Here is a 20961-nt window from a genome sequence, read left to right as displayed (position 1 = left end):
ACGGACTGTGGTTTCGGGAGGCAATAACGGAAAAAGGTAATCGTCTGACCACTACCCAGTAGTGGGTATGGTGATCAATCGGGTTCCAGCAGCCCGTGCTCGATGGCGGTCCGCGTCAGTTCCGCGGTCGTGGATAGACCAAGCTTTCGCTTGATGGTCTTACGGTGGGTTTCGATTGTGCCGACCGACAGATCTAGCTGTCCCGCAATGGCCCGATTGCTATGGCCGGCGGCAAGAAGAGCCAGGATCTCGCGTTCGCGTGGCGTGATCGGAAGCAGTTCGTTTTTTGCTTTTTGCTGTCGCTGCAAGAGAACGTCCGAGACACCGGTGGAAAAATAGGTGCGCCCTGCGGCAACGGTTTCGATGGCTTCGACAATCTCTTCGTTGGGTACGTCCTTGAGAATGTAACCGGCCGCACCCCTAAGGATGGAGGCGGAAATGTACTCGCGGCTGTCATGCATGGACAACATCAGGACCTTCGTCGAGGGGAGCGCACTCCTGAACAGTTCGATGGCATCGATGCCGCTGATCTTCGGCATGTTGATGTCCAAGAGCACGATGTCGGGTGTTTCGACTGCGGCAAGCTTCAAACCTTGTGTTACGCCGCCGGCCGTGCCGACAACCCTTATGTGCTCGTAGGTTTCAAGGACCGCACGCAAGCCTTCGAGCACAAGCGGGTGATTGTCGACAAGCAGGACGGAAATCGATCGGTCGTTGTTCATGCTGCCTTCGGGGGCTTCTTCGTTGCATTTGCCGACTTCGGGAACATTGCCGTCAGGGTCGTACCGTTCTCGTTCGTCTGAATGAGCAGTATTCCACGAAAATGGGCCATTCTTTCCTGCATGTTCCTGAGGCCCAACCCGCCCGAATAATTCGCGCTCGCTGCCTCGACCCTCTTCGTGAAGCCATTTCCATTATCGGAAATCGCCATCCGCACACGTCCCTTCGTGCTCCAGATTTTGATCGTGACGCGTGAGGCAGCGGCGTGCCGCTCGACATTAGCAAGCGCCTCCTGCGCGATGCGGTAGAGGGCGGTATTGGCTTCCGGTTTAAGCGTGTCGCAGCCCAACGGTACGACTGAGACTGGAATTCCCGTCCGTTCCTCGAAGTGATTGCCAAGGGAGGTGAGCGCAGCCGTCAGGCCTAGATCATCGAGCATCCGTGGCCGCAATTCGTGCGAGAGCTCCCTGACTTCCTTGATCGCATCGTTGAGTGCATCGATCCCTCGATCGATTGCAGCATCGGCGTCGGCGGCCCCTGCCTTTACCTTTCGCGAGGCGAGATCGAATGAATAGCGAACCCCTACCAGATTCTGTGAAACACCGTCGTGAAGTTCGCGGGCAAGCCTCGCGCGTTCCTCCTCCTGCGTGTCAATAATCCGCTGGGTCAAAAGCTTCAGCTTCCCGTCCGCCATGCGCCGCTCGTGAAATGTGATCCACATGCAGGTGACGAATACGAGAAGAACTGAAGGGACAGAAATCAGTGTGACGATGACAAACGTGCGGCGAATACTTTTCTTCAAGTCCGCCTTGGCTGTCGCAGTCTGGGCAAACACATCGTCGAGATAAACGCCGGTCCCGATCATCCAATGCCATTTGTCGAGACCGGCGGCGAAGGACAGTTTATCCGCCATCACTCCTGAAGATGGCTTTTCCCATTTGTACTGGTGCAATCCACCGCCCTCTTTCGCCTTCGCAATCAGGTTGGCAATAACCTGATCGCCGTCCGGATCGACGAGGGCGAGCCAATTGCGGCCCGGTCGAAAAGACTGGCGGGGATGGACGATGCTATTGCCGTCGTAATCATAGACAAAGAAATAGCCGTCCTGCCCATAATCCAGGGAGGTGAGGATTCGCTTTACCTGTTCCTTAGCGCTCTCATCGTTGGCATCGGCTTTTTCGTAGACATCCTTGATCGCGGAAAGCGCGAGATTCGTGAGGTTGAGAAGCTCGGTTTCCCTGGCACGGAGCATGTTGCGCTCAAACGTGGAAATACTGCTCTCGGCCAATGTCGATGATTGCCACGTCGTAAAGGCGGTGATCAAGGTGATCGTCAGGACAAGCGGAAGAATGGCAAGTGCCAGAATTTGATGACGAAGCTGCAAGAAAGGCCCTCCCATGATATGACGAGCTTAATCCAGCGCGTGGGCGCACCTCAAGGGCCTGCATGCAATGGATTGGCAAAAGGCTGTTGGCCCGAAAAGCATCCACTATGGTCGTTGAGAGCAAGGACCTGTTGGGCAATTTTCATGACTTCGGCCCTTCCAGAGCAGCAAACGCTCGATCTCGCTGCTTCGCGGCGCACGGCGTAGTTAAAACACGTCGTCCGCATTCAACGGCAAAGACGCAGTGGCAACAACAGAAGGGCCGCAAATGTCGTTGGCCATAGCCACCCTAAAGAGATGCCGCGAACCGTCGGCGACCCCACTTCCTATTTCGTCCGGCCACCTACCAATCTCTAGGTCTGACTTTCGCATCCATCATAAGCTACCGGTCCGAGGATCGCCCAGTATCTTGCGAGTTAGCTCGGGTTGTTGGTGGTGATGGTGACGGGCAATCCTGAAGCCATTCAAGACGGCCTGACGGACGTCGTAGGGATAATTTCCAAACCGATCGATCCGCCCACGATTGGCAAAGTGCTGAGCTACCTTCAGGACCTCCGCCGAGGAAGCCGGGGAATTCCACCAAGCGGGATGCGGCTTTTCGCCTGAAGAAGCAAGACAGGGTCGGGGAACACCATGAACGACATGCGCGCCGAGCTCGGCCTTTGGGTCGGGCTAATCGAAACCATTCTCATCAATCGTGGAGTGCTCAATAACCAAGGGCAGCTGGCGACCGGGGTGGGAATATCGCTGCCTCAGGATGTCGAGGAAATCCTTGACGGCTTCATCGAGAATCCGATCGAGCTTGTCGGCTTGCTGAAGATCTCTCGGGAAGCCCGCGATGGCCGGCCTCTGTCTCCGGCGGTCCTGATGGCCGCGCATCTGATGGCGAGGAGGTTCTTCAGGCACTTCAGGACGGGAGCCGGGAGGGTGATGAGGACAATTTTAAGCGCACCTAAGTCAAATCGTGAGTGCAACTATCCTCGCTATGACGCGATAACGCCGATTGCCGCGGGGCGGATTGCAGTATGATTGGGGCTACCGGTCCATACGCCTTCAACATAGCTATGCGCCCTCGGGGTCAGATTTCTGTTTCAAGAGGGCGCAACAAACCGCCACTCGGCGGAGGGGACCGCAGGCTGTCGTTCCTCTCGGATGATCAAAGAAATGGTCCTGCGTCAACGCAAATGGCCCGCCCGAAATCATTTCGGGCGGGCCATGCGCCGACCGGGACACTCTTAACATCCAGTCGAACGCTAGCTGTCCGAGACGACAGGATCGGTAGCCTGCGGCAGTTCTTTCAACTTGATGAGCTGGTCGGCACAGGCATCCGTCGCGCTTGCAACCGTTTCGTCAATCCCGGCGATTGTTGCCCAACCGCCTTCCTTGATAAAGTCGTCGCGCTCCCATGACGATTTCGCCCTAAGGGATTTAAGATTGTCGGCGGCGTCATTTGCCGTGACGAAGTTGTGCACGCAGACGCTCGCCACCAGATCGGCCCTGGCGTCCCTGACGGCAATATCCGTCATGACACCTGCCCGGCCCGAAGTCGTCCATCCACCCCAAGTAAAGCCGAGCACCATTGTCAATGCCGATGCCCCGACGAGCGACCATCCCCATAGTGTTTTCGATGGTCGGTAGCTCGACCAGTCGCGTTCGTGATCCGCCATAGCTGTTCTCCCCTTTTATATAATGTTATGATACAAAATCGAGCTTGCAGATCAATCACGGCCTGATCAAAAACAGGTGATCGCCTTCAGGCGAGTTCGGTGACCTTCCGAAGACGGGACAGGGATTCCGCCAGCAGGGGCTCGTTCTCCAGCATACCCTCGACGTGAACACGGGCAAGGGCCTCGAGGACATCGCGGCCCTTCGAGGTCATACCAATCATGACGCTGCGCTTGTCGTCCTCGGCTGGAATACGTTCTGCCAGGCCCGCTGCACACATCCGGTCGACGAGCTGAACGGCGCCATTGTGGTGCATCAGCATCTGCTCGGCGAGATCCCGTAGCCTAATCTTGTGGCGGGGTGACGTGCGCACCACAAGGAGCGCCTGATACTGCTGCGACGTAACACCAGCTTCGGCAAGCGCAGCCTCGCTAAATGCCAGGAAGCGCCGCATTGCAAGTCGAAAACCGGCCAACCCATCGTAGACATGGTCGCTCAGCGCCGTTTTTTTTGCCTTGGGGCCAGGCATCGAATAAATCCTTTTCGTACGTCATGATGTGATATAAAATCGGCGAACACGCCAGGAGAACGGTTCGCGAGTTTGCAAGCCAATGTGGGAGACAGTGCCAGGCACTGGCATCGACTTCTAACTCGCGAACCATAATCCCATCGAATTGCTCCGATGACTGTGCCAAAATCGTGACGTCTTGGAATTTTTGAGAGTTCTGGAGCGACCCTTTGTGAAAATGTCGATCGAAGTTGCTCGGTATGGGATTCGAATGGAAGGAGATCGCAGCTGGACGGTTTTCGATATCTATACGGGCTGGCCTTTCGAGTACCTCGGGCGATCACTTGATGGGCTCGAAGAAGCAAACGCCCGCCGGCTTTTTGTTGTTCTCAATGCGCTCCACCAGCACCGTATGCGGACGATCGACCAGGAAATTCAAGGTTTACGGGATTAGGTCCTCAAACTCCCTCGGGTACCATGCCCAAAGAAGGGCGCGCTTGTTCCTTTATGGATGCGGGCTGTTCCCTTCCGCCCGCCGCGCCCGGATGGCTGCGGCGATGAAGACGCGCGACAGACCGTGATAAAGCGGCTCGCGAGAGAGGATGCGCGACGTCACGTAGCCGATCATAGAGACGGCCATGATCGGGATGACAGCCTGGTGGTCGCCGGTCATCTCGAGAATGATGACGAAGGCGGTCATCGGCGCCTGCACGACGCCGGAGAAATAACCTGCCATGCCAAGGATTGCCGACAGCGCGATGCTGGTGCCGAGGAGCGAGCCGACGGTGCTACCGAAACCGGCGCCGACGGCAAGTGATGGCGCAAAGATGCCGCCCGGAATGGCTGAAAGCATCGACAGGAAGCTGGCGGCCAGTTTCTCCACGAAGAACAGCAGTGGCAGCGCATGGCCTTCGACGGCGCTGCGGGCCTGTTCATAGCCGGTGCCGAAAGTCGTGCCGCCCGAGATGATGCCGATCACGGCGATGGCGAGACCGCAGATACCGGCCACAACAAGCATGCGCTTCAGCGGTTGCGGCTGCGCCCAGCGGCGGATCTTCTGGCCAAAATACAGGGCAAAGCCGCTGAAGGCAGCGCCCAGCGCACCGCCGCCGATGCCGCAAACCAGAACGAGACCCCAGTCGCGCATTTGCGTTGGCGCTACAGAGGCTTCGCCGAAATAGTTGTAGCTGCCTGCCAACCCGAGTGCTGCAAGGCCGGACAGAATGACGGCGGTGAGCACCAGTCCGTTCGCCCGTGACTCATAGGTGCGGCTCATCTCCTCGATGGCGAAGACGATACCGGCAAGCGGCGTGTTGAAGGCCGCCGCGATGCCCGCCGCCGACCCGGCAAGGATTAGGCCGCGTGCCTGCGCCATGCCACCGAAGCGGGCGACGGCGAGCATGATCGACGCGCCAACCTGCACCGTCGGCCCTTCGCGGCCGATCGAGGCGCCGGAGAAGAGCCCGAGCACCGTCAGGACGATCTTGCCGAAGGCGATCCGGAGTGACAAAAGCCGGGTCCGGTCGTCCTCATCGCGCAGATGCCGGGCGGCGATCGCCTGCGGAATGCCGCTGCCCTGCGAATTCGGAAACAGTGTCGCCGCCAGATAGGCCGACAGCATGAAGACGAGGGGCGTCAGGACGAGCGGCAGCAGGAAGGCCCATTCGCCTGTGGATGTCAGGCTCGAAAATCCGTACTGCGCCAGATCGGCGAGCTTGGCAAAGCCGACGCTGATTACGCCGATCGCTAGGGCCCCGCACCAGAAAACCAGCCGCGGCCGCCAGAGAGAGAAGGATCCCCAGAAAACACGAGAGCGACGGAGCAGCTTGGAATTGCGATAGGAGGAGGGCATAGGGGACTCGGAAACAGGTCTCGGTCTTCGATCTTAGCGTAAGGCCTGCTGAAAGCGGACCCTTGGATGGTAATCATCTGTTGGATTGCGTCTTAGGGGACATTCCCATTGCGGCCGACAAGGCCCTGACCCCACGAAGCAAATCACGCACACGAGGTCGCTATCGCCAAACCGATCCGCGTATCTCACTTCACGCTCAATGCCCTGCAAATATCATAGTGTGACATAGAATGCGTTCGATTGTTGGTCAAGATCTGAAAGTATGTCGGAAAAATTAGAGGGGCCCTCAATATGAGGGCCGAGGTGGCTTGTATTGACCGTGCTGGATTGACCGACGAACCGGTGAAAAGTTCCGACCTGTGCCAAGTGCCCGCTATGTCAAACCGGCGGTGGCGCGACGCTATGACCGGTGAGGAGCGTGGTCCACACGAGAATGAGAATAAGGGCGAGCCCCGCCAATGCGAGCAGTAACGTGGTCTTGTTTGGCATGCCCACATTATATTTCATTGATTATAGCAATGCGTTCACTCTTACGCTATCTCTGACGAATGGCGTGTGCTGCGTGCGCCGCGGGCTTCCCGAAATTGACGGAGACTGAAGATCAACCTTCCAACAGGGAGCGCGAACCCATGTCCCCGCCGACCTCGACTGGCCGTATACAGTCCACACTTCGCCGATTTCTCGACAACGAAGCATCGGGCGGCCTTGTCCTGATTGCTTCAGCGGCACTCGCGCTCATCGTCGCGAACTCGCCGCTTGCCGACGTCTATTTTCACGCGCTGCATGTGGATATTGGTCGGCTCAGCCTGCTTCACTGGATCAACGACGCGCTCATGGCCGTCTTCTTCCTGCTGGTGGGTCTTGAGATCAAGCGCGAGATGCTCGACGGCCAGCTATCGACATGGAGCAGGCGTATCCTTCCGGGTGCCGCGGCCGCTGGTGGTATGCTGATGCCGGCGCTCATTTTCGTAACATTCAATCTCGGCAATCCGGCCAGCCTTCGAGGATGGGCGATTCCGACCGCGACCGACATCGCCTTCGCGCTGGGCGTGCTGTCGCTTTTCGGGAACCGAGTTCCTGCCTCGCTCAAGATCTTCCTGGCGGCGCTTGCGATCATCGATGACCTTGGTGCCGTCATTGTCATCGCGATCTTCTATACCACTGATATCAATGTCGTTGCGCTCGCCGGCGCTGCGGTAACCCTTGGCCTGCTTTTTGTGATCAACCGTGCTGGCGTCATGAGGCTCTCGGCTTACCTGGCGCTTGGAATTGTCTTGTGGCTGCTTGTCTTCGCCTCCGGCGTCCACGCGACGCTGGCGGGCGTCATGCTGGCCCTTGCGATCCCGATCAAGCGCACCCCCGGCACACCGGAGGCCCGAGATGAGGAGTCCCCTCTGCATCATCTTGAGCATCGCCTCCATCGTCCGGTTGCCTTCGTGATTGTTCCGATCTTCGGTTTTGCCAATGCAGGCGTATCGCTTGCTGGCACGTCGCTCACGACGCTCGTTGATCCACACACACTTGGCGTGGCTGCTGGGCTATTTGTCGGAAAGTTATCCGGTGTTCTGGCCACCGTGACGATCCTTGTAAAGTTGAAATGGGCGCAGCTTCCGGCGACTGCCAATTGGTCGCAAATGACCGGTGTGGCCATCCTTTGTGGTATCGGGTTTACAATGAGCTTGTTCATCGGGTTGTTGGCCTTTGATGACCCTTCAATTCAGGACAAGGTGAAGATCGGAATCCTGATAGGATCAGCCCTTTCGGGGATCGTTGGATCGGGTGTCCTCCTCGTCAGCCGCCCGAAGGCCGTTGCTCAGGCTGCATGACCGCGTTTCGTTTCGAGAAGGTTATCTGTCCCTTGATGACTGAAATGGCACCGATGGTGCCGATCACCAACGCAACCGGTATCGCCAGCCATAAAAGCACGCCGGCGATCATCAAGGTACCGGCAAGCGCTTCCCCGAATGGATAAAGGTAGGCATAGCGGACCCACCGTTGAGCCAGCAGGTCGTAGCCAAGAAACATGTTGGAGAAGCTTTCGATGTCACGAAGCTTCAGGATCGCCAGTATGCACATGGAAATTGCGATAAACCATTCTGCGGCGCGGGCGGTTAGCACGTCGCCGAACGCCGCCAGCTGCCACCAGCAGCCGTCAGCGCAGCCATGGCAAACACCGCGATCAGCGGCTGATAGGTGACAGCCCCTGGCTCTCGAACCTTTTTATCGAAATGACGAAGCAGATCGTAGTAGCCGCCGATCCGCTGCCCATCGATGAATGTCTGGGCGTTGTCTTAACATCGTGCTCAGCCTTGAAGGAATCGGTCTCCTCGCGGGTTTTCAGCCAATTGTCGTCAACGTAAAATCCTTCACGTCTCAGCAGATCGAGTGACTTCAAGCCAAACGGACAGATGTGATCGGGCATGACCATTCGGTAGATCGTCGCTTTGCGCGAATGAGCATTCATCTGATCACCTCCGATCTCCTTAAGGCCTTGCGCGGTCGAACAACTCGACGAGTTCGTCCACTTTCTGCTGTTGCTCACTGACATCGCCAGACCTGAGGGCGTCAGCAACGCAGTGAGCCGCATGATCACGAAGGTTCTCGCTGTCGGCGCGGCCGAGCGCTGCCTTTACCTCCTGGATCCGATACAATAGCGATCTTCTGCGAACGCCTTGCAACTGACCCGCGATTCGGTTCAGTCTGACGACTTTCGAACGTTTTCTGTCACCGCGCATCGCACTTGGAAGACCATTGGGGCGCCAAAGGATTTCGGCGCGGCATTCGCCGTCGGTATAGGCCTCAATATCGGGAATGTTCTTGGGTCTTCCTCACTTTGTGTGGTTCACTCACCGTTAGGCATGATGCTGCTATGGGCGGGCATGCAAAAGAAATCGAAATGGTCGCCCGGCCCAGGGGCAAAAGTCATGGGTGTCGCGCTCGCTGCTGATGACAGTTGGGTTGTTTCTGCTGCCGGAGCAGGGTTCGGCATTTGCCCGGATTGGGGCCGGCGGACTCGAAATCGGCATGGCTGGTCCAATGGAAGCCTTCAAGATCTGCCGGTCCAAGGCAAGACCGTAACGGTTAGGCTTCGGTTGAGCCGCTGGCGGTGCGCGGAACAGAACTGTCAACGACAAACGTTCACCGACCGACTGCCAGCGATTGCTCCCCTTTATGCGCGCCGGACAAGGAGGGTCTCGGAGATTGTCGGTCTGCTCAGTCATAGTGCTGGCGGCCGTGCTGGCGAGCGCTTGATGCGAAGGCTCGGCATGCCTGTCAGCGACGACCCCATCCTACGGCAATTGAAGCGAGATGCCGCGCTCGCGCGTTGCGACGCCACGATCCGGGTCGTTGGCATAGATGACTGGAGCTGGCGGCGATCCTGGCGCTACGGCAACGTGATCGTCGACCTGGAGCGTCGCTCGGTTGTCGATATCCTTGACGACCGCAGCGTGGCGAGTGCCGCGCAATGGCTGGAACGGCACCCTTCTGTCGAAATCGTGAGCCGAGACCGATGCGGGCTTTACGCGCAAGCTGCTCGCGAGGGCGCGCCGCAAGCGCGTCAGGTGGCTGACCGGTTTCATCTCATGCAGAATCTGCGCGTTGCAATCGAGGAGCAGATGAGCCTTTCTGGCCGCGCCACGGGACGAGCTTTGCTGCCGGATGAAATAATCCGGAGCGAACAAGTCGATCTAATTCAGGAGGATCCGCAGGTTGATGCAACGTATCGGCGCCGGGTGCGTCACGCTCATCGACAATCACGGCAGATAGTGTTCGAGACCGTGCATGCCCCGCGCAAGGAGGGTCTGTCCTGTTCGGAGATCGCACGGCGCACCGGTTACGGCCGGCGCAGCATTGCAAAATGGCTGACCTTCGAGACGCCACCCGACCGGCGAAGGTCGGCGTTGAAGCCGACATCACCCTTATACTTCGAGGCGCTTCTCGCTGAGTGCTGGGAAGATGGCAATCGCTGCGGGCGGCATCTGTGAGAGTGGGAAAAACGTGGGGGTAAGGATATCCAGGTAATCGAGTGCTTTTTGGAAAGGGTACTCGTTGACCGCACAATTGAAGATGATCATCTCCGTCGAGCTTGTGGGGGTGGACGGCGTTCGACAGCGTCGCGAAATTGCCAACGTTAAGCGAAGTGTCGATGAGGCTCGAATCGACGATTACGGCCTTTCCCTCGAAGAAGCCAAAGAAATTCAGCTGCATCTGCAGAAGGAGCTGACGCAGTTTCAGGCGGATCAGGCCGTCCAGCGTGATCGGAAATGAAGCTTCTATCGTCAACTACTGTCGGCGATACTGGTCCGGCCTGCCGATATCCAGTTCGCCGGCTGAAAGTGCCGCCAACAGCCTCGTCAATGCCCGCATGAACAAGAAGCGTCAGATGCTTTGGTCGCCGATTGGCGCTCATCGGGTTCTTCAAGTCCGAGCCGCCGTAGCGGATGCTCGACTTAAAAAGGCAAAGCTAAATCTTGCAGCGTGACCCCGGGCCTGTGCCCTCCATTAGATGGACGCACCGCGTTCTTGGCGCGCCTCTTCAACTGCAAAGACTACAGCCAGTTGCTGCCGAGCATTCTGTGCAAGTTCTTCAGCATCGCAAATACGCTCCTTGGACAACCTCATTAGGAGTGTCGCGATTTGAAGGACTGAGTTCCTATCCCGCTAGATACCAAACGCTCGGCAGAGCGTCTTAAGCGGAACATACGGTCTAATCCATCCTGGAGGAAATTACCCGTGGCAGGTTAAGGGCTGCCAAAAGATCTCTCGATGTCTTATGGCCCTTGAGAAAAAGGTCCAATAATTTGGACGCAGCAACGCTGCCGGCGAGACTATCCGGGTCAACCTTTGTCTCCTTGCACCACTCGGAGAGCGCGTCGAATACCGGAGAGATATCATCGAACGAAATTGTACGGAGCATTTCCGACACTTATCGCCCTCCAACTTAGAGGGGCGAAAGCAACTCATGTGCTTCCAGTCGATCGTAGCCAGGAGATGCCGACCGATGGATAAAACCCTATGGAGGATTAGGAACGGTCGCAATTAACTTTGACATAGCGCGATGCGGTTGCGTCCATGCCTGACCTGCTCTGGGAAGGTTGAGCGGCAACCTGCCACAAAGCATTCCGGCCTTGCACTGACCACTTCAGGATGATGTCCCGAGCGGTGGTGTAGGTCGATAGCGCTGGTCATCGGACCGGAACGCATTCGGTCCAGCCCGTAGATATATCGGCCAGCACCATTGTCTGCGCAAAGCTTCCCGACGAAGACGTGCCTGAATGCGCTACAAAGTCGACTTCGACAAAGCCAGGCAGAGGATCGTTCCAATCGCCGAAGGTGCGCACCGGAACCGATCGGCGGACCGCCGAACTCATACCAGCACGACGACGCTGACCACCGCGCGAAACGACACGGACTTCCGCCAAAAGCCGATCCATCGTTGCGGGGCTTACCGTCGTCAGTTTGTCGCGCAGCTCCGCGTCAAGCTCTAATCGGCCATGGCGTTCAAGCGCAGGCAACAAGACAGGTATCAGCGGCTTCAGCCGCTTAGAACATAGGCGTTCTGATACTTCCCACAATAAAATGAGCGCGTCTCGAACATCGCTGCCATAACGGAGGCTCGTATTCTTGTGCCCGCGTGAAGGCTGCTTGCGCCGAGCTAGCACTCGGATCGCATGCTTGCGATGATGGCCAGTTACCGCAACAAATTCATCGAGAATCCTCTGCTTATCCGCACGACTGCTAGATCGATATCGTTCGATGATTGCCTCAACAAGTTCCGTCCGTGTCGCCATGCTGATCCGCCGTGCCATCCGCCCCCCCGAGCCGGGACAGCAAATCAGCAGTGCCCCGTCGGGAGCATCAACCCTATCGGTAACATTTTGCTTGAGGCAATGCGGCGTTCAAATCTTCACTTCGCTTGACATATCGAGCAGATCGGATCGGCGCACGGGCCGGAGGCGACGGTGGTAATGCTGCGCTGGAGCGCGCTTCGACGTCTGATGATCGGATCATGCGCTCCATCAGCCGACCACCGAGACCGAGTTGCACAGGCTTAATGGGCCACGCGAACTAAAATCATCGAGCTGGCTCATGAATCTCCTGCTGAAGCAATTGGCTGTCATGGGAAGAGGTCTGGACAATCGACACGGGCTCTTCGGGGGCGGGCCCGTGGGCGAATGCCCTTCATCCAGATCTTCAATGCCTCCCAATAGATGCCGCCGAGGACGCTGACAGTCAGGAATGGGATGGCGAGGAACACCTTCAACAGGGAGGCGTCAGTAAGCTTGACCCGCTTGGCCAGATGCCGGACGGTCAACACCAGCCCTTCATGATCGAACGTATCGATCCGGACCGAAAGTTTGTCAGTCGGGGCAAATACTAGGAACTCGAATCGAATATCTATGTCCATTAAAGTTGAGACGTTGAACGCCTTGTCGCAGCGCTGGACGATCTCTTTACCGGTGTGTTGTTCGACCGGTATCAGGTCGCCGCGTCGCTTGCCGAACGTGTTATCGACTTCCCATATGATCGCCCGCAACCCGCTATCCCGCCGCAGCAGAAAAAGACGCTGACGGGATTGAAAGCCCTTCCGAGAAATCGCGGCATGGTCAATAGTCAGACAGCGCCGCCGTCAGTGCCGGTGTCTTCGCTGCTCTTATTCTTCTCCAGGAACACGATCAGCGCCTCACGGGGACCGAAGGGCCGCTGGTTCAGAAACGAATCGAATCGATCGACGACTTGTCTCGTGGCCGCCAGGTTGCATTCCCCCGGTGGAATACGAAAAGCCTGCCAGTCGCAGCGTCCTTTCCAACGAACCACTTGTCTCCATTCGAACTCGAAGCAAACTCTCGTAGATCGGTCATGTCGTACTCCTCTTTCGCGGCCGTCAGTTCAGGGGTTCCGCGAAGTCACGCCATCAGGTCAGCGTCGTCACGACTGTGATCTTGTATCTTTGAGTGTCGCATATCGAAGCTTATCGCGGCGTCACGAGAGTCCGTCGGGCCTGTCGCCGATCAGCCGAGCCGGCGTGAAAGCGGGTAGTCCGGCGCGTCGTAGAGCGCACGGATCTGGTTGTGACTGTACCGCGCCTCGTCAATCTCCAGCAGGGAGCCTCGTTGTTGACTCTGCGGCATGTCTTCTACGGCGAACCGAAGGGCTTCGGCTGCTGTCTCGAACCGCCGATAACGAGGACCGCTTATGCCGGCTTTCGATTTGCCGGCGTATATTCCGGCTCCGCCCGTGTAATCGAACCGGGTCACGAGATCGCCCTAGCGGCTGCGGAAGAGTGACGGAAGGGGCGGGCGGCTTCTCTGACGGTTCGCTCGCTGTCCCGCCGCTTGCGCATGCGCAGCTGCATCCCCTTTCGGAGGTTCAGGAGCTTTTCGGCATTGGAGCCGGCTTCGGCGGCAGGCGCGCGAAACAGCATTTCAGCGAATTTTCGGTTGGTTTCATTGATCATTGAGTCCTCGAATAATGAGCGAACTCGCGCCCACTTGCTATTTCTTGTCGATACCTGCCGCGTGGCCAGCCGTAAGCTTGACCTGAGAGCCAGATGGCGCGGGTGCCACCGCTGCGGTTTTGTCTTTCTTGGGTTTGCGGATCTCTCGATTGCTGCGCATTTGGCCTTTGGCCATTGGTTTTTCCTTTAGCTGATGTCGGCACTGCTTGAGCGGGAGTTTTGGGTCGGCGTTAGTCTCGAAGCGGATTTGCTAAAGCGGAAGGACCGTCGTGCCCTGAAGTGCCATCCGCATGCGGGATTTTCGATCGACGCCGAAATCGGGAAATGCTCTCATTCCTGCCAGAGGCAGCTTTAGCCGAGCGTCGCGGTTGACCGCGGTTTCGGGAAGGGCGCGGACGGTCGCTTGTTCATGATATCCGAACGTACTCGTGCGAACCAGATTTTGTGAGACGTAAGCGGAATACTTGGTGGAAGACATCGCGTCCTCCTTTCGTTTGGGTAAGGCCGTCCAGAAAGACAGCGATGCCTATGACACGGCTATTATGTCTGCCGCCAGCCTCGCCGTTTGGGCAGGCTATTTTCATTTCCTGCCAGTTGCCGCGGTCTCACGGGATGCGATGCCGCTTCGGCCGGCTATGGGACCGGTCTAAGCCCGGACTCGTCCTGGCTGATGCTTCATTACGATGTTACAAACACGATCCTGTCACTGGTGCATAGCGAATGCGGGCGTAACAATCTCAATAGCTTGGAAAACAAAAGGCCGGGCTTGAACCCCGACCTCTACCGGTCCAGCTTTGCTGCCAGTACATCCGTGGTCAGCGGAGCGAATGACGTTATTGTGCCGCCTGAAGGTTGTCAGCCGAGCTCTTGCCGGACTTGCGGTCCTGGACGATGTCATAGGTGATCTTCTGACCATCCGAGAGCGAGCGCATGCCGGCACGCTCAACGGCAGACACATGCACAAAGACATCCATGCTGCCGTTATCGGGCTGAATAAAGCCGAAGCCTTTGGTTGAATTAAACCACTTTACAGTACCAGTGTTCATAACGATTTCCTTTCGACAGAATCGTTGTGGTTCCCGCGATGCTTTGCGGGAAAAGTGATCGATTATTTGAGAGGAAATCCAACGGGAGCACAAAGCTCTGGAACGACGTCACAAGCATTGGTCGATTAAACAATATATAAGCTCAATTTTTGGTTTTGCAATGCCTATCTCGACTTTGTGCTGAGTCCACGTGGCATTCGTAATGCGGAGACTCCGGCTTTGATCCACCCTTGGCCCAGAGATGCCGATTCTAGCACAGTTCCCGTGTTGTTAGGGGAGGATGGCAACCACCCCATCTCCTAACCACTTAGCTAGTGCCCGTCCACAAACGGTAAACCTCTGAAATTATTGAATGAATCGCGATACTTCGGCGGGCGAAGCCCGGCGGTTTCAGGTGCACTTTAGATCAAGCGACTGATTCTAAAGACAAACCCGCAACCGCCGGTGCCGACAATGCGCCAAGAACGCACGGTCTGAGCCAGCAGATTCGATCTTTTCGCCGGACACGAGATAGGTCATGAACTGAAGGCGATGTCGCGATGGCTGGATGAGCATCGCGATTTGCTCGGGCTGGTGATGCGTGACCTGCGCGGGCACGGTCTTAAGGAGACCGGCCGGTTGCCGACAAACTTGAGGTCGTGCTTGACCGCCAATTTACGAAAGCGGAATGGGTGCCCCAGCTCAAGGCGAAACTTGACCTGGGCCCCGATAACCACATCAATATCGGGCGGTCTTTGCCGAGGGCAGAGGCGTGGCATGGCCGAAAGTCGGCAATATCAACGAGCGAAAGGGCATTAAGGTCACGACGGCCGAGGAGTGGATCAGAGAAAACCTTCGGTGTTGAGAGCTATTCGGCTCGGTGACCCAAGTGGTTACGCCGAGCCGCAACGTGTGAATCGCTCAAAGTAAGGCGACTGGCCTTCCATATGGACAACTTTCGTCAGTGGTGCATCGCTAAAACTGCCTTCAGTCTGCTGAGCGTGCTGAAACTCTGAATGTCATGGTTGTCGTAGCACTATTTTCGAGGACATTTGTTGGCGAGGTCCTGAAGAGCCACGGAATGCTGCCGATCAGAAAGCAAAGCAGTCGAAAGACGACCCCGGAACGCTGACAAGGCGGTGGATAGCGCTTGAAATTCTATCCCGGAAAATCCATTTGACCGGCGATTTCCCGTACGATGGAGTTATCAATGACGACAGTTGAAGAGCGACAGCCCGAGCAACACGTATTCGAAGCCGATGTCAGCCGGCTTCTGCACATGATGGTGCATTCGGTTTACTCGGACAAAGATGTATTCCTCCGGGAATTGATCTCGAACGCGGCGGATGCCTGCGAAAAGCTGCGGTATGAGTCGATTTCCAAGCCGCAGCTCTCGTCCGATGGGATCCAGCCGGCAATTCTCGTGACGCTTAATGAAGAGGCGCAGACACTCGCGATCGAAGACAGCGGCATCGGCATGAACCGCGACGAGATGATCGACGCGCTTGGCACGATCGCGCGCTCGGGGACGAAAGCGTTCATGGATCGGCTTGAGGCGGCCAAAGCTGGAGAAAAAGCGGAACTTATCGGCCAGTTCGGGGTCGGCTTCTATTCATCGTTCATGGTCGCTCACCGTGTCGATGTGATCTCGCGCCGCGCCGGCGAGGGCGAGGCCTGGAAATGGTCATCCGACGGCAAAGGAAGCTATGACATTGTTGCGGTCGATCTCGGACACGCACCGGCACGCGGTACTCGCGTCGTGCTACATCTCATGGAAGATGCGAAGAAATATACGAGCAAATGGACGGTCGAGAAGATCATTCGCGATCGATCCGGCCACGTACCTGTACCGATCCGTCTCGTTGAGAAAGACGGCGCCGAGCCGTCACAGATCTCCGATGGTGCAGCGCTTTGGATCAAGCAGAAGAGCGAAATATCCAAGGAGGATTACAACGATTTCTATCGTAGCGTCTCGGGTCAGTACGACGAGCCGCTGAGTAACGTGCATTTCCGCGCTGAGGGCCGACACGAATATACGACGCTTGCCTTCATACCCGGCTCTCGGCCATTTGACCTGTTCGATCCAGACCGACAGGGTCGGATGAAGCTCTACGTGAAGCGCGTCTTCATAACCGATGAGGCCGAATTGTTACCGCGCTACCTGCGGTTCGTCCGCGGAATCGTCGATACCTCGGATCTGCCGCTCAACATCTCCCGCGAGATGATCCAGGAGAGTCCGGTCCTCGCCGCCATAAAAAAAGGCGTGACCAGCCGGATCCTCTCCGCACTAGAAAAGATGGCCGAGGGCGAAGCCGACACGTTTTCCAAGTTCTGGGATCTGTTTGGAGCAATTCTCAAGGAAGGCATTTATGAGGACTTCGAGCGGCGCTCGCAGTTGCTGAAGCTGGCGCGCTTCCGCAGCACTGTGTCTGGCGAGGCGACGCGCAGCTTGGCCGACTATCTGGCCACGATGAGGGAAGGGCAGTCGGCGATATATTACATCAGCGGCTCCACTCTGGACCAACTGAAATCGTCGCCGCACCTCGAGGGTTTCAGGGCCAAAGGTATCGAAGTCCTCCTGCTTACCGACGGCGTGGATAACTTTTGGCCGACCAACGTGCCAGATTTCGAAGGCAAGCCTTTCAAATCGGTCACCCAAGGTCTTGCCGATCTGGACGCTGTTACCGACGAAGGAGGCACCAATGAGGGGGCGCGGCAAGCTTCTCCCGAAGTGGAGGCGTTCATCGATTTCGCGCGAAGCGCCCTCGGTGAGGAGGTTGCTGATGTTCGTGTTTCCGGCCGGTTGACCGAAAGCGCGGTCTGCCTTGTAGCGTCGGAGCATGGCCCCGATCGCCAACTCGAAAAACTGCTTCAAGGGGCGGGGCGGTTGCAAACAGCATCGAAGCCGATCCTGGAGATCAATGGGCAGAGCGAGCTTGTTAAAAACATTGCATCAGTGGACGATGAGGCGTTTCGCGAGGATGCTGCGTGGCTTTTGCTTGACGCAGCGCGCATTCTCGACGGGGACAAACCAGCCAACCCGCGCGCGTTCGCCAACCGGCAGGCAAGGCTGTTTGCGCTTGCGATGAGACACAGCAAGTAACAAACCTCGGCGAGGTGGCCAATGGCTGCCTTGCCAAGACTTGGCCCGATGAGGCCGATCAACGGTTGCTGTTGCGCATGCTATCAACGAATGTGAGCGTTTTCTCAAATGATATTCCATGATCAGCTAATTGTACTCAGCGTAGCAAACTAAGCTCTATTTTCGGATGTCTCGGATTTTTAATGGCCCGGATTTACCGGGTCGGCGGTTCGTATCCCATCAAGGCGATGGAACTTTCTCGGTAGCTTTCAAAACCTCGACAGCATCGAATCTGAGAAGGTCGGATAGGTCCAAAAATTCAACAAGGTCAACTCTGCGCTGGCCGCTCTCCAACGCCGGCGATGCTTCGAAGCCCGGCACGCGCAAAAGATATTGAACGAGACGCTTAGCAAGACCGATGTCATTGATGGGGATTCCTTGGCCCAACTGCCGAAGCCGCCTTCTACAATGCGATCCGGGTAAAGTTAGTATGCTGAAGCGCGCTGGTCGCGGCACCAGCTCGTGAGTATCTCAATCCAACTCAGCAACCAGATCCACGGGTTGCCGAAAACATTCAGCATCATTGTCCCCAACGGGAAGAGGAGGGTGGTTGATGACGAAGTGATGAAGCTATTATCTGGGAATGACGACCTTATAGCGATCATATTGCCCTGCTGTCGGGGGCGACGTTACCAGTCAGGTGTCCTCTCGCTTGGATGGTCGCGCATTCAGATCGTGGATGACGATCTCGGTCGTTCAGCCCCGGCGGCGTGACTCTTGCTGGATTTGACCGAATGGTTGCGGAAGTCTGCCTTGATTTACTTCGCCATCCCCGGACCGAGCATGGAAAATACATTGCAGCTTGGGTATGAGTTGGCTCAACCTGAGGCTGCTAATTGCGCCTTCTCAAAACTAATCGTTGACGTTCCGCCTTCATTCCTCTACTCATCTGTCATCGATATTTTGCTTGCCGAGCTTTGTTCACCGCGTGATTGGCACCACGCCCTAAGCGAACTTCCGTTTCAAAAATAGTCGGTTTTTACCCGCGCAGCATTCGCTTCGCGGTCCCTCACTCTATGTTTTGAAAGGGTTCATCGTGACCACTGGGACAGTAAAATGGTTCAATTCCACCAAGGGCTTCGGCTTCATCCAGCCTGATAACGGTGGCGCAGACGCCTTCGTGCACATCTCGGCTGTCGAGCGCGCCGGAATGCGCGAACTCGTTGAAGGCCAGAAGATCGGCTTCGAGCTCGAGCGCGACATGAAGTCGGGCAAGATGTCGGCCACCAATCTGCAGGCCGCATGAAAATGAAATTCGCTTCCCTTTGACCACGGATGTACTGGCACTGCCGGAAGCTGTTTCACTGAGGCCAGGCGTTAGTCTGGCCTTTTCGTTTTGGCTGCGAGTCAAAATAACGAGGATCCAGTGACAGACAGATATAGCAACTCCCGCCATCAGGCGGAGCATGCGTTCAGCAACGTTCAGACACAGTTTTTCGCCAAGAACAACGCGACGGAGGAGCTCGAAGCTGTCGCCCAGGCTCGGGACGCCAAGACGCTCCGGCTGCGGGAGGCGCGTCTTGCCCGGGAACTGTCTGATCGCCGATCGGCGACATACAATCCCATCGCCAAGCCAGCCAGGAAGCGCTGATCTCTTCAGCAACCACGCATAGGACGAGAATGACCAATACCAGAACCAATGAAGTCGCGGACCGCCGTGCCGCATCCGCTGACGCCAAAGCGGTTCTCCTCAATGCTTACCGCGCGGCGCAAGCTGCGGCTGGCCCAGCCAAGCTCGCGAGACAGGCCGAACGCATAGCCATCGCCACCGCTCGTGAAGAGCGACGGTTTGAACGCGAGCGCGCGAAGCTCGCCGAGCAGAGCCGTATCGAGACCGAGGCGGTAGAACGTCAAGCAGCTGCCGAGGCCGCAGCCATGGCCGAGGCGGACGCGCGTGAGGCCGCCGACAAGGCGCGCCTAGCGCAGGTGATCGAAGATGAGGCCGCGCGCAAGGCCGAACGCGACCGGCGCTACGCGAACCGCAAGGCAAGACAGGCCTAGCCTTCGAAAGTGTGGCCACAAAAGGATCAGAGCGCGGTGCGTGGCGTCCACGCAAAGGAAGAGAGACCCATGGCACCGGACATAAAAGAACTACAGGCAATCAACACGGCGTGGCAGATCGCGATCCAGGAAATCCTGCGCATGGTCATCCGTGACCTTTACCGCACTGGTGGCGAAGCAGAATTCAAGGCGCACATAAAGCGTATCGAAGAGGCCGCGGTCGATAGCATCTATACCGATCTGAGACTTCGGGGGACGAGTGAGTGGACCGAGGTGCTTGTCAAGGAGCGGGCGAGCAACTTCGTAACCACCTTACTGACCTCCTTTACCTATGACCGAGGCTGACCCCTCTAGGTGAGACCACTCAAGCGCGTACTCTGTTGTCCGAGTGCGCGATATTTTGCGGCCAGAGAGGTTGAACTATGAGGCGCCTGCCTAAATCCCTCCAGCGTAAGCCTCAACAACCGAACGCGTTGGTCATGGAGGAGAATGCAAAGGAACGCCTTGCGGGGCGATGTCACGTTATTGTCGGCTTAACGGGTTGGCGGCTAAGCCGGCGCTATGAACACGTCGGCCATCAGCTACAAGAACCATCGTCTTCCACCGGAAATCACCCATGCTGTGTGGCTTTTATTCCGGTTTCCTTTGAGCCTGCAGCTGGTCGAGGAAATGCTGCTGGAGCGCGGCATCATCGTGTCCTATGAAACGATCCGGCGCTGGCGCCGAAAATTGGCTCGGCACGTTGTTTGCCTGAAGTCAGGCGAAGGGCTTTCCGTTGAAATCAGGCCACCGCACCGGTCACAGCCTTCCACTGCGCCATAGCGCGGATTCGATGAATGTGAGTGGTGAGGGCGGAATGCTTCCAGTTGGACGGGACGAAGTGATTTCTGATTGCCGAAGAGACCGAGATGAACTGTTGCAAGTTGCTTGGCCGAATGCGCCACCGCGTCTTTTACAGCCTTGCCGACGTCAATGCGGCGATCATGGAATTGCTGGTCGATCTCAACGATCGGCGTGTTCTGCGCCGTGTCGGGCGAACACGACGGCAATTGTTTGAAGAGATCGACTATCCCGCTCTGCGGCCGCTTGCCGTCGAACGATACGTCTTTGCTGAATGGAAGATACGCCGGGCCGGCCTCGATTATCATGTCGATATCGATAAGCACTATTACTCCGTGCCCTATCGTTTTGCCCGTGAGCAAGTC

General features: G+C 57.0%; 21 protein-coding genes and 8 pseudogenes. 15 read left to right on the top strand and 14 right to left on the bottom strand.

Annotated features, from left to right (window positions below):
• Positions 1-74 precede the first annotated feature (74 nt).
• Together RHIBUN_RS0129985 and RHIBUN_RS0129980 are read right to left on the bottom strand one after the other, a co-directional pair.
• Positions 75-722, bottom strand: coding sequence for a response regulator transcription factor (locus RHIBUN_RS0129985; RefSeq protein ID WP_025662449.1), 648 nt, complete (start codon positions 720-722; stop codon positions 75-77).
• Positions 719-2104 (bottom strand): cache domain-containing protein, encoded by a 1386-nt coding sequence (locus RHIBUN_RS0129980; RefSeq protein ID WP_025662448.1) that lies wholly within the window; start codon positions 2102-2104, stop codon positions 719-721. The genes RHIBUN_RS0129985 and RHIBUN_RS0129980 overlap by 4 nt, the downstream gene beginning before the upstream one ends.
• Before the next feature lie 633 nt (positions 2105-2737).
• Between RHIBUN_RS0129980 and RHIBUN_RS34350 the strand changes: the two genes are divergently transcribed.
• On the top strand, positions 2738-3133 hold the full coding sequence (locus RHIBUN_RS34350) for a hypothetical protein (RefSeq protein WP_025662447.1): 396 nt from the start codon (positions 2738-2740) through the stop codon (positions 3131-3133).
• A 224-nt stretch (positions 3134-3357) separates the two neighbouring features.
• Here RHIBUN_RS34350 and RHIBUN_RS0129970 read toward each other — a convergent pair whose 3' ends face one another.
• A complete protein-coding gene (locus tag RHIBUN_RS0129970) occupies positions 3358-3771 on the bottom strand; it encodes a hypothetical protein (RefSeq protein ID WP_025662446.1) in 414 nt (137 codons plus the stop codon).
• Positions 3772-3857: 86 nt separating this feature from the next.
• Positions 3858-4298, bottom strand: a complete 441-nt coding sequence (locus RHIBUN_RS0129965; RefSeq protein WP_025662445.1) for a MarR family transcriptional regulator — start codon at positions 4296-4298, stop codon at positions 3858-3860.
• A gap of 211 nt (positions 4299-4509) precedes the next feature.
• Between RHIBUN_RS0129965 and RHIBUN_RS0129960 the strand changes: the two genes are divergently transcribed.
• Positions 4510-4731 carry a hypothetical protein gene (locus RHIBUN_RS0129960; protein WP_156932777.1) on the top strand — a complete coding sequence of 74 codons (222 nt, stop codon included), beginning with the start codon at positions 4510-4512 and terminating at the stop codon, positions 4729-4731.
• Between the two features lie 51 nt (positions 4732-4782).
• On the opposite strand, the gene RHIBUN_RS0129955 is transcribed toward RHIBUN_RS0129960, so the two are convergent.
• Entirely contained in the window at positions 4783-6129 is a 1347-nt protein-coding gene (locus RHIBUN_RS0129955) for a chloride channel protein (RefSeq protein WP_025662443.1), read from the bottom strand.
• 629 nt (positions 6130-6758) lie between these two features.
• Here RHIBUN_RS0129955 and nhaA point away from each other — a divergent pair.
• Positions 6759-7955, top strand: a complete 1197-nt coding sequence (nhaA, locus tag RHIBUN_RS0129945) for a Na+/H+ antiporter NhaA (protein ID WP_025662441.1) — start codon at positions 6759-6761, stop codon at positions 7953-7955.
• Positions 7956-7986: 31 nt separating this feature from the next.
• Here the strand turns inward: nhaA and RHIBUN_RS37705 are convergent.
• Both RHIBUN_RS37705 and RHIBUN_RS0129930 read right to left on the bottom strand, forming a co-directional pair.
• A pseudogene (locus tag RHIBUN_RS37705) lies at positions 7987-8593 on the bottom strand (glutaredoxin); the annotation flags it as partial.
• Positions 8594-8612: 19 nt separating this feature from the next.
• Positions 8613-8864 carry a metal-sensing transcriptional repressor gene (locus RHIBUN_RS0129930; RefSeq protein ID WP_025662438.1) on the bottom strand — a complete coding sequence of 84 codons (252 nt, stop codon included), beginning with the start codon at positions 8862-8864 and terminating at the stop codon, positions 8613-8615.
• 189 nt (positions 8865-9053) lie between these two features.
• On the opposite strand from RHIBUN_RS0129930, the pseudogene RHIBUN_RS34340 reads away from it, so the two are divergent.
• The 3 genes and pseudogenes from RHIBUN_RS34340 to RHIBUN_RS37700 form a co-directional block, all read left to right on the top strand.
• A pseudogene (locus tag RHIBUN_RS34340) lies at positions 9054-10112 on the top strand (ISL3 family transposase); the annotation flags it as partial.
• 85 nt (positions 10113-10197) lie between these two features.
• The gene (locus RHIBUN_RS34335) at positions 10198-10398 is read left to right on the top strand and encodes a hypothetical protein (protein ID WP_037218014.1); all 201 of its coding nucleotides are present in this window, start codon (positions 10198-10200) and stop codon (positions 10396-10398) included.
• Between the two features lie 4 nt (positions 10399-10402).
• Positions 10403-10612 (top strand): annotated as a pseudogene (locus tag RHIBUN_RS37700) (ISKra4 family transposase); the annotation flags it as partial.
• 1592 nt (positions 10613-12204) lie between these two features.
• Here RHIBUN_RS37700 and RHIBUN_RS34330 read toward each other — a convergent pair.
• The 6 genes and pseudogenes from RHIBUN_RS34330 to RHIBUN_RS0129870 all read right to left on the bottom strand — a co-directional run.
• Positions 12205-12762, bottom strand: a pseudogene (locus RHIBUN_RS34330) (DUF1365 family protein); the annotation flags it as partial.
• Between the two features lie 380 nt (positions 12763-13142).
• Entirely contained in the window at positions 13143-13388 is a 246-nt protein-coding gene (locus RHIBUN_RS35995; protein ID WP_156932776.1) for a hypothetical protein, read from the bottom strand.
• Positions 13385-13588 (bottom strand): hypothetical protein, encoded by a 204-nt coding sequence (locus RHIBUN_RS36605; RefSeq protein WP_156932775.1) that lies wholly within the window; start codon positions 13586-13588, stop codon positions 13385-13387. The genes RHIBUN_RS35995 and RHIBUN_RS36605 overlap by 4 nt, the downstream gene beginning before the upstream one ends.
• Before the next feature lie 37 nt (positions 13589-13625).
• The gene (locus tag RHIBUN_RS37030; RefSeq protein WP_198021197.1) at positions 13626-13763 is read right to left on the bottom strand and encodes a hypothetical protein; all 138 of its coding nucleotides are present in this window, start codon (positions 13761-13763) and stop codon (positions 13626-13628) included.
• A 75-nt stretch (positions 13764-13838) separates the two neighbouring features.
• Entirely contained in the window at positions 13839-14066 is a 228-nt protein-coding gene (locus tag RHIBUN_RS0129880) for a hypothetical protein (RefSeq protein ID WP_025662434.1), read from the bottom strand.
• A 355-nt stretch (positions 14067-14421) separates the two neighbouring features.
• The gene (locus tag RHIBUN_RS0129870; RefSeq protein WP_025662433.1) at positions 14422-14634 is read right to left on the bottom strand and encodes a cold-shock protein; all 213 of its coding nucleotides are present in this window, start codon (positions 14632-14634) and stop codon (positions 14422-14424) included.
• 453 nt (positions 14635-15087) lie between these two features.
• On the opposite strand from RHIBUN_RS0129870, the pseudogene RHIBUN_RS36600 reads away from it, so the two are divergent.
• The 8 genes and pseudogenes from RHIBUN_RS36600 to RHIBUN_RS34325 all read left to right on the top strand — a co-directional run.
• A pseudogene (locus tag RHIBUN_RS36600) lies at positions 15088-15252 on the top strand (ISNCY family transposase); the annotation flags it as partial.
• 571 nt (positions 15253-15823) lie between these two features.
• Positions 15824-17716, top strand: a complete 1893-nt coding sequence (gene htpG, locus RHIBUN_RS0129865) for a molecular chaperone HtpG (protein WP_025662432.1) — start codon at positions 15824-15826, stop codon at positions 17714-17716.
• 792 nt (positions 17717-18508) lie between these two features.
• Positions 18509-18727, top strand: coding sequence for a hypothetical protein (locus tag RHIBUN_RS36595; RefSeq protein ID WP_156932774.1), 219 nt, complete (start codon positions 18509-18511; stop codon positions 18725-18727).
• A gap of 64 nt (positions 18728-18791) precedes the next feature.
• Positions 18792-19001, top strand: a complete 210-nt coding sequence (locus RHIBUN_RS0129855) for a cold-shock protein (protein WP_025662430.1) — start codon at positions 18792-18794, stop codon at positions 18999-19001.
• A 120-nt stretch (positions 19002-19121) separates the two neighbouring features.
• Positions 19122-19346 (top strand): hypothetical protein, encoded by a 225-nt coding sequence (locus RHIBUN_RS0129850; RefSeq protein ID WP_025662429.1) that lies wholly within the window; start codon positions 19122-19124, stop codon positions 19344-19346.
• Positions 19347-19375: 29 nt separating this feature from the next.
• On the top strand, positions 19376-19756 hold the full coding sequence (locus RHIBUN_RS0129845; protein ID WP_025662428.1) for a DUF6481 family protein: 381 nt from the start codon (positions 19376-19378) through the stop codon (positions 19754-19756).
• A gap of 69 nt (positions 19757-19825) precedes the next feature.
• Positions 19826-20101, top strand: a complete 276-nt coding sequence (locus tag RHIBUN_RS0129840) for a hypothetical protein (protein ID WP_025662427.1) — start codon at positions 19826-19828, stop codon at positions 20099-20101.
• A gap of 216 nt (positions 20102-20317) precedes the next feature.
• Positions 20318-20476: pseudogene (locus RHIBUN_RS34325) on the top strand (IS6 family transposase); the annotation flags it as partial.
• A gap of 61 nt (positions 20477-20537) precedes the next feature.
• Here RHIBUN_RS34325 and RHIBUN_RS35985 read toward each other — a convergent pair.
• Positions 20538-20678 (bottom strand): annotated as a pseudogene (locus RHIBUN_RS35985) (IS6 family transposase); the annotation flags it as partial.
• A gap of 1 nt (position 20679) precedes the next feature.
• Here RHIBUN_RS35985 and RHIBUN_RS34320 point away from each other — a divergent pair.
• A pseudogene (locus RHIBUN_RS34320) lies at positions 20680-20961 on the top strand (IS21 family transposase); the annotation flags it as partial.

Source organism: Rhizobium sp. IBUN (assembly GCF_000510625.1).
In the GTDB taxonomy this organism is placed as follows: domain Bacteria; phylum Pseudomonadota; class Alphaproteobacteria; order Rhizobiales; family Rhizobiaceae; genus Rhizobium; species Rhizobium altiplani.
This window is presented reverse-complemented; position numbering and strand designations above follow the sequence as displayed.